This window comes from Desulfovibrio sp. JC022, assembly GCF_010470665.1.
In the GTDB taxonomy this organism is placed as follows: Bacteria; Desulfobacterota; Desulfovibrionia; order Desulfovibrionales; family Desulfovibrionaceae; genus Maridesulfovibrio.
The window spans coordinates 311,678-327,850 of the sequence record NZ_VOPZ01000007.1; the positions used below are offsets into that span (position 1 = coordinate 311,678).

The window sequence follows — 16,173 nt, forward strand, 5'->3', positions numbered from 1 at the left end:
GCTACAGAACCTTACACCCATTAGCAACAGGTGCGGAAACGCTCAGCAGAGACATCCAAGTCCACGAAAGCTAACGATCTCTGGCCTGATACTTTGCCATATGCGCTTCCATACGGCGGCTGGCCCAGGTCAGCACATAGCAGACGATGAAATAAAGAATCGCGATGGCAATAAATATTTCCGTGGGAGCGGACAGGGTTCTGTTGTTAACCTGTGTGGCTGTACGTGTAAGCTCGTTCACCCCGATGATATAGGCAAGGGAGGTATCCTTGGTCAGGGATACGAACTGGTTAACAAAGGAAGGAATCATATTGCGCAAGGCCTGCGGCAGAATTACGTAACGCATGGCCTGAACATGAGAAAGACCTGTTCCCCTTGCGGCTTCCATCTGTCCCCTCGGCAGGGCGATAACCCCGGCCTTTACGATTTCACCGATATATGCACCGGTAAAAACAATAAAAGCAACCAGGGCACACTGAAATTCCGGCAGAGAGCGACCAAGCACAACAGGAGCCAGAAAATAGAACCAAAAGATGAGCATCAGCAGGGGAATCCCGCGAATAACTTCAATATAGACGACAGATACGGACTTAACCAGCCTATTGCGGGAAAGACGCATCAAACCTGCGGCAAGACCGATCCAGAAAGCACCGAAAATACCGAGCAAAGCCAGAATAATACTGGCTGCCAGACCGCCGATGGGTCCATCAGGAAAGGCGCCCCAGAGAAAATAATCCAAGTTGTTCCAAACTACATCCCATTGCACGAGACGCCACTCCTAGTATTTAATTTGCAGCAGGAAATGCTTATTATACATATTGATCATGAGCGACACGATCAACGAGATACACAGATAGATAACGGTCGCCACAGTAAACGCCTCGAATCCATGGAAAGTGTAGGATTCAATCTGGCGGGCCATGTATGTGAGGTCCATAACCCCGATAGTCATGACCAGTGACGAGTTTTTGATCAGGTTCAACGACTGGGAAATAAGGGGAGGAATAATGATTCTGAAAGCCTGCGGCAAAATAACGAACCGATAGGCCTGCAGAAAGGAAAGCCCGGTCGCGCGGGAAGCTTCCAGCTGATTCTTGGGAATGGAATTAATTCCGGCCCTGATTTCTTCAGCAACAAATGCTGCGGTATAAACAGTCAGGGAAATTACCCCGGCCGCAAATTCGAAATCATGATCATAAAGCCATTCATTTACCCCATCAGGCAAAATGGAATATGAGCCGAAATACCAGAAAAATATCTGAATCAGCAAAGGTGTGTTTCTAAAAAACTCAACAAATGCAAAGCTGAACCATTCAAAAGGCTTGAACTTGGACATGCGCATAACTGCGACAATTGTCCCAAGAAGCAGTGTAAATACGATGGATACTGCGGATATCTGGAGGGTTACTTTGACCCCGTCAATTATCCACTGCCCGTACTGTCCGCTGAGAACCAGATTCCAATCAAACTGATAATTCAAAACATCTATCCGTTGTTTTCGGGAAGACCGCGCAAGCACGGCCTTCCCGTTATCTTACAGAACTAAAACCTAGAGCCCCGCCCTCAAAATAAATCCATATTTATTTTGATAAAAAACACTTTAAAATGTTTATTTGGTGGGCACGGCACTAAAGGACCGTCGGCTTAGGGCCAAACTTCCATGTTCCAGGTAAGGGGCAGGTAGTACTTGGTATCAGGACCGAACCACTTGTTGTATGCTTTCTTGTAGTCGCCGCTCTTCCACATTTTGATGAGAGCCTGGTTGACTGCATCGCGGAAGTTGGACTCGTTCTCGGGCAGGCCGATACCGTAAGGCTCGGGAGAAATGAACTCACCAACGATTTCCCATTTTTCGGGGTTGGGGTCGGAGTTCTTGAGACCGAGGAGGATAGTGGAGTCAGTAGTAACAGCTTTAACTTTACCCTGTTTGAGAGCAAGCATTGCCTGGGGGTAACCTTCGAAGGAAAGAACCTTACAATCAGGCTGTGCAGCCAGAATGTTCTGCTCAGAAGTGGAACCTTTAGCAGTACCTACTTTTTTGCCTTTCAGGTCAGCAACAGAATTGATGCCGGAACCTTTTTTAACGAGCAGTTTCTGACCGTCCATGAAGTAAGTGATGGAGAAGTCAATGGTGTCGTCACGGGCAATTTTGTGAGTCATGGTAGCAGCGGCAAGGTCAATAGAACCCTGAACAACCATGGGGATACGGGTAGCGGAAGTTACGGGCTTGAACTCAGCCTTAACACCCAGTTCCTTGGCGATGTATTTGCAGATGTCGATATCAAGACCGACAAGTTTCTTGGTGTCTGCATCGATGTAACCGAAAGGCACAACAGCATCTTTAACACCACTGACCAAAACGCCGCGGGCTTTTACTTCCTGCAACTTATCGGCCATTGCGACGGATGCGCAAAGGGCCATCGCCAAAACCATAGCAACAACAATTGAGAGTCTTCTCATCAGGGTCCTCCTGAAAAATTTAAGGTTACCTACCAATACCGCCGGCAAGAGCGATAATTACAAAATCTCCTTCAAAAACATCTTGGCTCGTTCATGTTTAGGATTGCGGAAGAACTCCTCCGGAGGAGCCTGTTCAATGACTTCACCGCCATCCATGAAAATTACGCGATCAGCCACTTCGCGGGCAAAGCCCATTTCGTGGGTCACGCAAAGCATGGTCATGCCCTCACGGGCAAGATCTTTCATTACATTTAATACTTCGTTGATCATTTCCGGATCAAGCGCAGAAGTTGGCTCGTCAAAAAGCATGGCCTTGGGCTTCATAGCCAACGCCCTTGCAATGGCGACACGCTGCTGCTGTCCGCCGGAAAGTTCTGCGGGGTACTTATGGGCCTGATCGTGGATTCCAACCCTTTCAAGAAGGTAAAGTGCATTTTCCTCGGCCTCAGCCTTGGGGATATTACGCACTTTCAGGGGTGCAAGGGTGACGTTATCCAGAACAGTCAGGTGGGGATAAAGGTTGAACTGCTGAAAAACAATGCCAATTTCGGCGCGCAGTTCATTAATATTTACACTCTTGTCAAGTATGTCTTTATCATCGAAGGTAATGGTCCCTTTTTGGTAATCTTCAAGCCTGTTGATGCAGCGGATAAAAGTACTCTTACCGGACCCGCTAGGACCACAGATTACAAGAACTTCACCTTTATCCACATGGTCATTGATACCTTTTAATACGTGAAAATCCCCGTACCACTTGTGGAGATTCTTAATTTCAATCATTGCCATAATGCTTAACTCCAACTCCCGTACTGTTTATTAAGTTCAGGACCGGCCGTCATAGTAAAAAACGCGTATATTCATGATTACGGCCGCCATTCTTCAAGATTGCGTCGATTTCGCCCAGATTCCGAGAATGAGAGACTTTTATAGCCTAAAACAAAGAAAAGTCAAGGAATTACCCCGCTTTTTCCATTTATGTAGAATCCCAAAACAGAGTTGCCGTATATGCAAAAAAAGACTGATTCAAACACACTGCATGCAGAGAGCTAAAATCCATTTTTCTCGAAATGACGGGGATTCCAAGCTTGATGACACCTATAACACCTTTGGCAGGACATGTGAAATAAATATACAAAAAAGAGAAATATTTTTTCGGAAAAATGAAATTTAAATATCTTTTTTCTTTTTTATAAAAAAAAATGCCAAAAACTTAAACCTACCACTCCCAAGAACCTATCTATAAAACTCAACACTGACAGATAATGTTTTATACAGGCAAAACAAAACATGCCGGGAAGCCCCAGATGAAGCCGCTTCAGGTCGCCCATCACTCCCTAAAACCTATCGCAAAAAGCTTGTTGCCATAGTTGTTAATTTTTGATTGATCAAACAATCGACAATTATACAACAGAAACACCCTCTCCACAACAAATTAGAGTATTATTGAACCCCAGAAGACACAAAAAAAGCGGGAACAGGCATAACCTGCTCCCGCTGAATCAGCTTTTATATGGAGACTGAAGAACTATTCGTCGGTAATGAAAGCCACCGCACATGCTCCGGGACCGGAATGCAGTCCCAAGACAGGAGAAGCCTCAACAACAAATTCCGGATCTACGCCAAACTCTGCTTTGAGGATACGTATAAATTTTTCAGCGGTCTCGGGGGTATCTGCATGGGAAATGGCATAGCGAAAACGTCCGCGGCCATATGCATTATCCTTGACCAGCTTGATCAAAGCATCTTCCTGACGCTTCACACCGAAAGACTTAGCCACAACTCTGGGCTTACCTTCTCCGGCGAACTGCAAGATAGGCTTGATGTTCAATGTCTTGGCAATGAAACCCTGCCCCTTGCTCATACGTCCGCCGCGCACGGCATAATCGAGAGTATCAATGGTCACGAATATTTTGACATTTTCAACAGCACGGTCAGCAACCCTGCGGACCTCGGCGGCAGTAGCTCCCTTCTGGGCAGCACGGGCAGCCTCAAGCACAGGCAGACCAAGACCTACAGACAACATCTTACTGTCGATAGCAGAAACATTGTCAAAAGGATTGCTCACAGTCAGGGCATTCTGAAAAGTCCCGCTGAGAACTTTGGCGACATGCATGGAAACCACATCTTCGTAATCAGATGAAACTTTGGCATAAGCCCGCTTCATATCACCCGGTGAAGGCTGGGAAGTAAGAGCCTTGCTTGCTCCGGGCAGAATTTTATAAAATTCGCCGGAACTGAGGGTAACCTGATCAATGTACTCATTTTCATCAATAGATAAGCGCATGGGAACCACGCGGATATCAAATTCCTCCAAAATTTCATCGGGAAGGTCACAAGTACTGTCAGTAAGGATACCGACCTTGCGGTCATCGGCAAGAAGGCGTTTATGCTGAACCAGCATATCGTCCACCTTGCGCTTAACGACTTCGCCATAACCGTTGACAATATTTTCCACGGCATCGGGATCGTTGGTATGAATATGAATCTTAACCGAACCGGGAGTTCCGGCCACGATCAAACTGTCGCCCATTTCAGAGATGGCATTCCGAATAGCGTTTTTATCAATATTCTCACCTTTAATGAGAAATTCGGTACAGAAACGAAAATCAAGGGATTCAACAGCAACCTTAGCCTGAACATTTCCAAAGGATTTGGAATTTCGGGCGTCCGGGAGAAAGCTCTTTTCGATTTTTCCGTTTTCCAGCAGGTCAACAATACCTTCCAGAAGATAGACAAACCCCTGCGCTCCGGCATCTACAACACCGGCAGCCTTGAGCTCTGCAAGCTTTTCAGTTGTGCATTTTGCGGAATTCCGCGCAAATTCAAGAGAATCGGAAAGAAGATGATGGAAATCACGGTAGTTATCGCCATTGGCATGCAGATGCGCAGCCCAATCCCGAATAACACTAACAATGGTACCATCTTTAGGGTCGGAAATAGCCTCACAGGAACGCTTTGCTGCCAAGGAAGCCGCTTTGGCAAAATCCGAAGGAGAAAGCTTAGGCATATCTTTCACACCCTCAGCGAATCCACACAGAAACTGAGCCAAAATGGCACCGGAGTTCCCTTTAGCCCCGTCAAGGGCGGATTCCGCAATAAGGGCGGTCATTTTTTCAATGGAACGCTCCACAGATTTACCGGTGGAACTCACTATGCTGCGCATGGTGCCTGCCATATTCGCCCCGGTATCCCCGTCGGGAACCGGAAATACGTTGATGGCGTCCAAATGCGGGGAATTGGCTATAAGCTTGCTTGCGGCAGCCACAACACCCCTCCTGAAGCGGACACCGTCAACATAGTCAATTTTCACAGTATTTGCTGTAGTCATATATAAAAAGAGCTAAATATTTATTTTAAAGTGGCAAATTAAACATTGTAACAATCGTCACAAAAGCAATCTCTACTTGCATGGTATATGATAAGAAATCAAGTTATTATACAAATAAATTCATCTGTGTTTTTATGAAATAAACAAAAATAAACCTACACAGGCTTTTAAGTAACAATAATTTAGGATATATATTTGCTATATCTCAGCAGTAAGGAGTTTTGCCAATGTCCCGGACTGAAATATCCATCTCAATGCGTCACTTCCCCCGATTTCTATTTCTATTATCCATCCTTTCCCTTTGCATTGCATTACCCGGCTGCAAGGATGATAAACAGTCAGCAAACAGCTACCCGCCCGCACCTGTTACTATTGCTAAGGCTGAACTTATAAATACGCCCTACTACCTTACCGCCATCGGAACAGTAAAGGCTGTGGACTCCATTACTGTCCGTTCAAGGGTTACCGGATACCTGAGCAAAATATTCATTAATGACGGAGAATACGTGGACAAAGGCCAACAGCTGTTCACTATGGACCCTTCGCCCTATGAGGCTTCCATAGGACAGCTTAAAGCTGAACTTGCTTCCGACATAACAAAATATGAACAGGCAAAAAAAGATTACAATCGCTATCGCGACCTTGTGAAGCGCAAAGTTGTCAGTGAAGAAAATTTTGAAGAAAAACGTCTGGATATGAAAACCGCCAGTGATGAAATTGCGGTAACCCAGGCAAAGCTCAATGATGCGCGCAACGATCTCAAATACTGCTTCATCCGCTCCCCCATTGACGGCCTTGCCGGATATGTCACTCCCACGGAAGGAAATCTTATCGAAGAGAACAAAGATGAACTGGTAGTTATCAACAAAATTTCCCCTATTGCCGTAAACTTCTACCTGCCTCAAAAATATCTGGCCGAAGTGCAGAAATACTCAAGCAACAATACTCTGGAAGTCCTTGCCATTACCGAAGGCCGCGATAAACCGGAAACAGGCAAGTTGACCTTTATTGATAATCAGGTGGATACCAAAACCGGGACCATCTGGATGCAGGGCAGATTTGAAAATGACAACCACGCCCTCTGGCCCGGAAACTATGTTGAAATCCGGCTCAAGCTGTACGATGAAGATGTCATCCGCATTCCCATGGAAGCCACCTGCACCGGGCCGGAAGGAAAATTCGTCTGGATAGCCAACAGCAACAACACCGTTGACATGCGCCCCATCAAGGTAAATCGCAGAGCCGGAAAGCTTGATATCATCGACAACGGGCTGAAAGATAAGGAAGTGGTGGTTTCAGACGGACAATTGCGACTCTACCCCGGTGCGGCTATCAGCATCAAAAAACAATCAGGTAACAGCACAGCAAACGGACCAGAAACCAAGAGCGGTGATTAATCATGAATGTCACCGAAATTTTCATCAAACGTCCGGTCATGACCTCACTTGTGGTCATCGGCATGGTCTTTTTCGGAATAGTGGGCTATTTGCGGCTTCCGGTAAGTTACCTGCCTGCGGTTGAATTTCCGACCTTACAGGTCACCGCAACCCTGCCCGGAGCAAGTCCATCCACTATGGCCTCATCGGTTGCAACCCCGCTGGAAAAGGAATTTACATCCACACCGGGGCTACGCTCCATGAGTTCCGTCAACTCGCAGGGACAGACCCTGATCACCCTGCAATTCGACCTTGACCGCAACATTGACGGTGCAGCATCGGACACGCAGGCAGCAATCTCTCGGGCCAGCGGCAACCTGCCCACCGACCTTCCGCAGCAGCCCTACTATGAAAAATTCAATCCGGCTGACGACCCGGTACTCTATATGGCTATCTGGTCGGAATCAATGCCTCTTTATAAAGTTAACGAATACACGACCACCTTTCTGACCGACACCATCTCCATGGTCAACGGCGTCTCCAAGGTGGAAGTCTATGGTGAATCCAAACTGGCGGTGCGGGTCCGGGTTAATCCGGAAAAACTTGCTGCGCGGGGCATGAATATTGATGACATCCGTCAGGCCATTGCCGATCAGAACGTAAAGGAACCTGTAGGCACGCTGGATAATAAAAAGCAGTCCGTAACCGTGGAAGCTACCGGACAGCTCAAAAATGCTGATGAATTCATGCCTATGATCTTTGAGTCAGAGGACGGCAGGACCGTGCGCCTTTCCGAAGTTGGTGAGGTCGTCAACTCGGTCCAGTCCGACAAATCAGGCTCGTGGATTGACGGCAAGCGCGGCATTGTTATCGCTATCAAAAAACAGCCCGGTTCCAACACCATTCAGGTCTGCGAAACCATCAGGGAAATGTTGCCCACCATCCGCAACCAGATTCCCGCCGGTATCCAGATGAAGGTCCTCTACGACCGCTCTGTGCCCATTGAGGAAGCGGTTAATGATGTTCAGGAGACCCTGCTGCTGGCAATCTTTTTCGTTATCTGCGTTATCTTCTTTTTCCTGAAAAACTTCTCAGCAACCATCATCGCATCGGTTGCGGTACCGGTATCCATCGTTTTTACCTTTGCCATTATGTACGTGCTGGGCTACTCGCTGGATACACTTTCCTTACTGGCCTTGACCCTATCTGTAGGATTTGTTGTTGATGATGCCGTAGTTATGATCGAAAATATTGTCCGTCATCTGGAAATGGGCAAGAAACCGTATCAAGCTGCACTGGACGGTGCCAAACAAATCACCTTCACCATCATCTCCATGACCCTGTCACTGGCGGTTGTATTCATTCCGCTCATGTATATGTCCGGGATCATCGGGCGTATCCTGCATGAATTCGCCATGACCATTACCGTGGCGATTCTTGCCTCGGGCGTGGTCTCACTGACCATGACCCCCATGCTTGCCAGCCGCATTCTCAAACCGGGCAGTAAGCTTTCCGAGTCCGATCCCATATTCGATTTCCTGCTGCGCATGTATGACCGCTCCCTGCATTTTGTCATGCGCCACCGGGCATGGACCATGGGGGCAGCCGGATTAATCCTGCTGGCGACCATTCATTTTTTCATGGTCATCCCCAAGGGATTTCTCCCCACAGACGACATGAGCTATTGTCAGGGATTTGCGCAAGCCAAGCAGGGCATATCCTACAACGCCATGAAGGATCATGTAAAAAAGCTTGAACCGCTCCTCATGGCCGATGAAAACATCAAAAGCGTCATTACCGTAGCCGGGGCTCCTATTCAGAATCAGGGCTACATCTTCCCCATGCTGGTCTCTCCGGGGGATCGTGAAATGACTGCGGATCAGGTAGCCCGACAGTTGATGTACAAACTCAACCAAGAACCGGGCATCATGGTCTGGATTCAGAATCCGCCCATGATCAGGCTGACCGCCAAATCCACCAAAAACCTCTACCAGTACACGGTACAGGCCCCGGATCAGCAGGAGCTGTATTCCATTGCCCCGCAGTTTGAAATGCAGATGCGCCAAATACCGTTTTTGACCGGCCTGACTTCTGATCTGCTGGACCAGAACCCGGAACTCTGGGTCAAGATTGACCGAGACAAAGCATCCTACTACGGGGTCACCGCACATGATATTGAGAACACTCTCAACTCCGCGTATTCCGAACGCAAGGTCTCGACTATTTACGGAGACACAGACCAGTACTGGGTCATCCTGCAAGTACTGCCCTACAACCAGCGCGACCCGCGTGACCTGATGAAGCTGCACGTTGCCAACAAAAACGGCGATCTGATCAGGCTGGACGCAATTGCCAATTTTGACGAGAAGCCCGGCCCCATGCAGGTCAACCATACCGGCATGCTGCCCTCGGTAACTTATTCATTCAACATCGCTCCCGGCTATTCACTTAGTGACGCAACCTCAGCCATCAACAAACTGGCCCTCGACACCCTGCCGGATACTGTGGTTTCCAATTTTGAAGGAACAGCTGACGAATTCCAAAAATCCATGGCCAGTGTTTATTTCCTGCTGGCTATTGCTGTTTTCATCATTTTCATGATTCTGGGAATTCTTTATGAAAGCTACATCCACCCCATCACTATTATCTCCGGGCTGCCCTCAGCAGCCATCGGCGGGCTTATCACCCTGACCCTTTTCGGTAAGGACCTCGACCTGTTCGGCATTGTGGGTGTCATCATGCTTATCGGTATTGTTAAGAAAAACGCTATTATGGTGGTAGATTTCGCTCTTGAAGCCGAAAAGAAAGAGAATCTATCCCCGGCTGAAGCAGCCATGAAAGGATCGTTGGAAAGATTCCGCCCGATCATGATGACAACTATCGCAGCAATTGCCGGGGCTATGCCCATTGCGCTTGGGCTTGGTGCCGGGGCTCAGGCACGCCAGCCCATGGGGCTTGCCATTGTGGGCGGACTGATTCTCTCGCAGGTGGTTACACTCTATCTGACTCCGGTCTTCTATACCTACATGGATTCATACCAAAAATGGTCATATGAACGCGGACGTGCCAAGCGAGACCTGCTCGGTATTCCGCATAAGGAAGGGGAGTGATGCGCTGCGCGCTTTTGATATAACAATCTTGCTCCGGCGGCTTAGCCCTTTTTGAAAAAAGGGCTAAGAACCCAAAAACTTTTAATTTGGCTTCGCCGCTTTATTTGGCAATGTGTAGTAAAATAAAAACCCCGGCCCTGAATTATCAGAGCCGGGGTTTATCAGTACGTATGGTAGCGGACTTACCAGTCCATCATCTTTACTGCCTGCTTCATGTCAGGAGCAAAATTTAAGAACCGATCCATGTACAACATCTTAAGATTCTTCATGATTCTTTCCGGGACATCAGTATAAACGACCATCCCGCCATTCTTTTCAGCCATCTTGTGGGTATTGATTAATACTCCGAGCCCGACACTGTCTATCAGACTGGCATACCTAAGATTAATTATTGTCTTACCACCAGCTTCTCCGGCGGCATTATAGATTCTGTTCTTGAAAAACTTCACAGTATTATTGCTGATCCGTCCCTTGGGGGCAAAAATGGCAAACTCTCCCTTTTGCCTCTCAATAAAATCAAATTGAATATCAAAAGCCTGATCAATAACAGAGTCGATACTCTGCATAGTGTCAGAATTTTGCCCCTCCACCTTTTCCTTTAACTTCAAGGCATTGGCCCCGAGACCAACGCGCTCTATACTGTCATTTATGCTAGTCATGGGTTAATCCATGCATCATGAATGCCAATATTTTTATTAAGGAGTTATAAATTTTACCAATAAAAAAAACGGGCCTGAAAAAACAGACCCGCCTGAAAAATTCACCTGCTATAAAAATTACTACCAGTCGAACTTCAGCAAAGCTGAATCAATATTCGGGCTGAAGTTCAGATAACGATCCATGGTCAGCATTTTCATATTCTTCGCAATCATATCATTCATGTCGCTGTAAACGATCATACCGCCATACTTATCGCAGTATTTATGGGCATGAACCATTACTCCCAGTCCGGCACTGTCGATAAAATCAACGTCCTTCATACTCATGACAATCCGGCAACCGTCATCACAGCAATGACTGTATAAACGATCTCGGATCAAAGGCACTGTGGAATGGTTGAAACTTCCTTTAGGGCATAAGAGAAGACAATCCTCCCGTTCCTCTTCAATAAAATCAAACATGACCCCTTCCTGCTCTGATTTGCTGATTAATAGTCAATGCAAACAAAATAAGGATGAAATCCTATTCAGTAAAGGGGAAATTTATTCCGCCACGCACTCACGCAGCAGGCAATAATCTTCACTGCCCTTAGCCGGGAGAATAACTCCCTGTGAACTTCTGCCGTCAACTTTGAGTATTACCGGGGCCGGCAATCTTAGGTGACTTATAAATTCTCCCTTCTCAATCGTGGGCTGATTTTCAAACCATTCCCAGTTCATAAAATCACCCGGTTTTTCAAGGACCATCAGGTAATTGATCCCCAAGGTCGTAATATTGTGGAAGAAATGCGACCCCTGCGAAGGTTCAACCTTGAGCGATTCACTGGAAGTTTCAATAATTGCTGAGACATTTGAAATATCAGGCCACTCCACCGGGATTCCCAGCCAATGATCCGCCGAGCCCCAGCGTCCGGGCCCGGCCAGCAGATATCTACGATTCTGCTTGATCAATCTCCTGTTTATAGCCGAAATTTCCATAGCTATCTGGCGGGTCTTGGACACATCGAAACAATCAGGGCGAACAATAAGAAGATCTACTATATCTTCTTTCTCTGCATTGCCGAGGGCATGGCTGGAAACACAGACCGCATTTTTCAATTCCTGTTCGGAAATATCAATCCGGTTGAGGTCTGCCCGTGCACTCATGGGCCTAAGCTGTAAGAGGTTGAATTCAGGCTTACGCCCGTCATCAAAAAGATTGATACAGAATTCCATTTCCACCGGACCGCCCATACCGTGCTCTGCAAGCTTCAAAACATCGGTCAGAACTCCCGGAAGCGGAAGAAGCTTATGCTTGAGGACGGGGGCAAAAAGGACCACCTTGGGACCGGGAATGGCTGCGGTATCCCTGATCCTGCCCTCCTCAGCAAGATAAGTGGAAGCGAGCCTGCGCACCGGAACCGTATCCTCAAAATCAGCAATATCCAGCTTCTCAAGGTTGGCATCGCCATGGATGTCGTACACTTCACCATTGCCCATGCGCAGCCCGTAGAATGAAGTCTGGGCGTTTTTCAGAGAATCCTGCAAAGTTGGGCACTGGGGCAGAATCTTAGGATAACGAGGTGAAAAACGGATGCACTGCTCTCCATCCACAACTGATTTTCCGATGCCAAGGGCAATGGTCGCCACCCCGTGTTCCGGCTTCATCTTCCCGAAAGGATAATAGTTGTAGGACTGTCCTACCCCGGAAATGGCAGGAAAAAAATAGTCTCCGTACTCCTGCCCGGCCACCTCTTGAATAATGACCGCCATTTTTTCCTCATCCGTGCGCTGATTGACACGCTGGGAAAAAGATTTCGGAGCTTTGTAGTATGTAGAGGCCCAGACCAGCTTGATGCCGTTTACCAGCTGTTGCAGACGCTGTTCAATATCCGGGTGGTCATTGGGAATCATATAGGTCTGATACAATCCGGCGTAGGCCTGATACTGGGCATCTTCCAGCAGGCTGGATGAGCGGATGGAAAGCGGATATTTAACTTCCTGCAAATAAGCCCAGAGCTGGGCCTCGATCCAGCCGGGAAAAAAAGCTTCGCTGAAAATTTCGGCAACCTTTTCATCTTCAAGATCGGTCGTGGCAAGATAGGAAAGATCATTCATCTCCATGAAATCATCAAACCCGGAAGTACCGATGGTCAGGGTACGCGGGGCAGTAATAACCACATCTTTATACTTTTCGTGCAGCCATGAATTACGGGCCAGCATGGAACAGATAAAAGCCATGCCGCGAGCCTTGCCGCCCAGCGATCCGGCACCGATCTTTAAAAAGTCCGTATCCGGGTCAAAATCTTTGGGATTAAATGAAACAATAACCCCCTGCTGACGCTGCATGCGTCTTTCACGGATAAGTGAAAGCATATGTTTGCGGTGGGAGTCCGCATCAGGAAAATCCTTTTCTCTGAGCGGACGGAGCTTGTTGGCAAGAGTAATTTCAGTACGGGCATAAAACCAGCGGGAAATATCATTACTTATGCAATGCTGCATGAAAATGTCATCTGGAATAGTACGCAGACATTTTTCCAATGAATAAAGGCTGGAAGCCCGCGCCACCTCATTCCCTTCCAGATCACGAAAAATAAAATCACCGAAGCCGAGATGGTCCATTACAAACTTTCGAACTTCGGACATTAGATCCGGGGAATTCTTATCCACAAAACTGGCCGGAACAGCCTTTGCCCGTTCTTTGTTTTCCGGTTCATTACTGGTCAAAAGCAGGGGAATATCATCACGGGACCCCTTGATGGTTTTGAGCAGCTCAATGCCTGAATTTCCATCCAGAATGCCCATGCGCGGAAAGCGCACATCAGAAATTACACCAAGGATATACGGTTCGTATTTTTCAAAAAGAACCATAGCCTCTTCATAGGTACGGGCAGTCAGTATCTTAGGGCGCGCCCTCATAGTCAGCAAGCGGTGCTCGGAGTTCAGTCCCTCCTCAAGCACGGACTGTGTCTGACGCACCAACTCCTTATAAAGGATAGGCAGGAACGAAGCCAGATAACGGGGCGAATCTTCCACAACAATGATAACCCTGATCCCGACCTCGGAAGTGTCATGCTCCACATTGAGCAGGTCTTCGAGGTTTTTGACCATGGCTACCAGCAGTTCGGCATCACCGGACCAGACAAACTGACGGTCCGTACCTTCGCAAAGCACCTCATCGGGAACGGCAAGTTGTTTATGGGCCAGCATCGCCACCGGGATACCCGGAATTTTATCCTTGATACGGCGCCCCATATCGCAGCAGTCCATATTGGTCAGGTGGGGCATCAGGATAACAAGATCGAAAAAACGCACATCCAGAAGTTCAAGGGCCTCATCAATATTGGAAACCCAAGTCAGACGCGGAGGACGACTCAAATTAAGGCCACGGTATTCACTGACGATACGTTCGGAAATACGGCTGTCTTCTTCCATAACCCAAGCATCATAGGGACTGGAAATAAGAAGTATATCCCGGACCTTAACCTGCATCAAATCATGGTAAAGGCTGAATTTGCGGCTCTGCCCGCCCAAAAATCTCATTTTGTCTGTCATAAGAGAAGCCTTCGGCGACCCCGCCGGGGGCCTTAAACCCTTTTCCAAAAAGGTTTAAGAATCCCAAAACGTTTTAATAGTTATATTTTGTCATAACATTAAAAATTATCATGAAAAACTAAATAGAATGGTAATACAAGATGGTACGCAAAGATTATGCGCCACGGACGCACAAACCCGCTAAAAAGTTTTGAAGGGATGGGGTCTGGGGAAGGGAAACTTTTCCCAAAAGTTTCCCTTCCCCAGCCGTCGGAGACATTTTTAAACAACACCCTGATCAAGCATGGCCTGTGCTACTTTTACGAAACCTGCGATATTGGCTCCGTTCACGTAGTTGTAAGGTGTGCCGTAATGCTCGGCAGTATCCATGCAGGACTTGTGAATATTGTGCATGATGTGCTTGAGACGATTATCAACTTCCTCACGAGGCCAGTTGAGTCGCATGCTGTTCTGGCTCATTTCAAGCCCTGAAACGGAAACACCGCCTGCGTTGGCAGCCTTGCCCGGTCCGTAAAGCAGTCCGGCATCAAGAAAAATCTCGATACCTTCAGGCATAGTCGGCATATTCGCACCCTCGGAAATCACACGGACACCGTTAGCTACAAGGTTTGAAGCGTCCTTGCCGTTGATTTCGTTCTGGGTTGCGGAAGGGAAAGCGCAATCAGCCTTGTGATTCCAGAGCGGATTAAATTCCTGATCGAGATCAACCGGCGTGTAGACTGCTTCAGGATACTTTTCGACATATTCCTTGACCCTACCGCGACGCACATTCTTGAGCTGCATGATGTACTCAAGTTTCTCACGATCAACACCCTTTTCATCATAGACGTAGCCCGATGAATCGGAAAAAGTAACCGGGGTACAGCCGAGTTCAAGCAGCTTTTCCATGGTAAACTGGGCTACGTTACCGGAACCGGAAACAAGTGCGGTCTTACCTTCAAGAGTCTGTCCCTGAGCGTTAAGCATTTCAGCAGCAAAATAGACCGATCCGTAACCAGTGGCTTCAGGACGAATCAGACTACCGCCCCAGTTGAGGCCCTTTCCGGTCAGCACGCCGGTAAATTCATTGCGAATTTTCTTATACATACCGAACATATAGCCGATTTCACGCGCACCCACACCAATATCTCCAGCAGGAATATCAGTATTAGGACCGATGTGCCGGGAAAGTTCAAGCATGAAGCTCTGGCAGAAACGCATCACTTCCATGTCCGACTTACCCTTGGGATCGAAGTCGGAACCGCCCTTACCGCCGCCCATGGGCAGAGAAGTCAGGGCATTCTTGAAGACCTGTTCAAAGGCCAGAAATTTGAGAATACCGAGGTTTACCGAAGGGTGAAAACGCAGGCCGCCTTTGTACGGACCAATCGCGCTGTTCATTTCCACGCGGAATCCGCGGTTGACGTGTACGTCGCCGTCATCGTCAGCCCAGGGTACGCGGAACAGAATCACCCGTTCCGGTTCAACAATTCTTTCCATAATCCCGGCACTGCGGTATTCGGGATTGCGGTCAAGAACAGGCTTGATCGATTCAACAACCTCGCTCACAGCCTGATGGAATTCACGTTCATTGGGGTCCCTGTTTTTGACCAGTTCCAAAATTTCCATGCACAGCCTCCTAATCGGCCTTAAGCAGTTGATATGAAATTGACTTACAAAAAATTTTCAATTCCTTTATTCCACCACTAACCGACTAAGTCCACACA

11 protein-coding genes are annotated in these 16,173 nt (G+C 47.6%); 2 read left to right on the forward strand and 9 right to left on the reverse strand.

Going from position 1 to position 16,173, the window contains the following annotated elements; genetic code table 11:
• Positions 1-70: 70 nt before the first annotated feature.
• The 5 genes from FMS18_RS13360 to FMS18_RS13380 all read right to left on the reverse strand — a co-directional run bounded on the left by FMS18_RS13360 (position 71) and on the right by FMS18_RS13380 (position 5,725).
• Positions 71-766 carry an amino acid ABC transporter permease gene (locus FMS18_RS13360; RefSeq protein ID WP_163295171.1) on the reverse strand — a complete coding sequence of 232 codons (696 nt, stop codon included), beginning with the start codon at positions 764-766 and terminating at the stop codon, positions 71-73.
• 12 nt (positions 767-778) lie between these two features.
• Entirely contained in the window at positions 779-1,480 is a 702-nt protein-coding gene (locus FMS18_RS13365; protein WP_163295172.1) for an amino acid ABC transporter permease, read from the reverse strand.
• 164 nt (positions 1,481-1,644) lie between these two features.
• Complete coding sequence (locus FMS18_RS13370) at positions 1,645-2,460, reverse strand: ABC transporter substrate-binding protein (protein ID WP_163295173.1); 816 nt, start codon at positions 2,458-2,460, stop codon at positions 1,645-1,647.
• 57 nt (positions 2,461-2,517) lie between these two features.
• Entirely contained in the window at positions 2,518-3,246 is a 729-nt protein-coding gene (locus tag FMS18_RS13375; RefSeq protein WP_163295174.1) for an amino acid ABC transporter ATP-binding protein, read from the reverse strand.
• A 739-nt stretch (positions 3,247-3,985) separates the two neighbouring features.
• Complete coding sequence (locus FMS18_RS13380; protein ID WP_368854169.1) at positions 3,986-5,725, reverse strand: DAK2 domain-containing protein; 1,740 nt, start codon at positions 5,723-5,725, stop codon at positions 3,986-3,988.
• Positions 5,726-6,015: 290 nt separating this feature from the next.
• Here FMS18_RS13380 and FMS18_RS13385 point away from each other — a divergent pair, with 290 nt between their 5' ends.
• Positions 6,016-7,185: an efflux RND transporter periplasmic adaptor subunit gene (locus FMS18_RS13385; protein ID WP_163295176.1), complete on the forward strand. Its 1,170-nt coding sequence runs from the start codon at positions 6,016-6,018 to the stop codon at positions 7,183-7,185.
• Positions 7,186-7,187: 2 nt separating this feature from the next.
• Entirely contained in the window at positions 7,188-10,274 is a 3,087-nt protein-coding gene (locus tag FMS18_RS13390; RefSeq protein ID WP_163295177.1) for an efflux RND transporter permease subunit, read from the forward strand.
• 182 nt (positions 10,275-10,456) lie between these two features.
• Here FMS18_RS13390 and FMS18_RS13395 read toward each other — a convergent pair whose 3' ends face one another.
• From FMS18_RS13395 to gdhA, 4 genes are all read right to left on the reverse strand, one after another.
• Complete coding sequence (locus tag FMS18_RS13395; RefSeq protein ID WP_163295178.1) at positions 10,457-10,933, reverse strand: STAS domain-containing protein; 477 nt, start codon at positions 10,931-10,933, stop codon at positions 10,457-10,459.
• Between the two features lie 120 nt (positions 10,934-11,053).
• The gene (locus tag FMS18_RS13400) at positions 11,054-11,395 is read right to left on the reverse strand and encodes an STAS domain-containing protein (RefSeq protein ID WP_163295179.1); all 342 of its coding nucleotides are present in this window, start codon (positions 11,393-11,395) and stop codon (positions 11,054-11,056) included.
• Between the two features lie 81 nt (positions 11,396-11,476).
• On the reverse strand, positions 11,477-14,467 hold the full coding sequence (locus tag FMS18_RS13405; protein WP_239061038.1) for a PEP/pyruvate-binding domain-containing protein: 2,991 nt from the start codon (positions 14,465-14,467) through the stop codon (positions 11,477-11,479).
• 261 nt (positions 14,468-14,728) lie between these two features.
• A complete protein-coding gene (gene gdhA, locus FMS18_RS13410) occupies positions 14,729-16,075 on the reverse strand; it encodes an NADP-specific glutamate dehydrogenase (RefSeq protein ID WP_163295180.1) in 1,347 nt (448 codons plus the stop codon).
• Between the last annotated feature and the right edge of the window lie 98 nt (positions 16,076-16,173).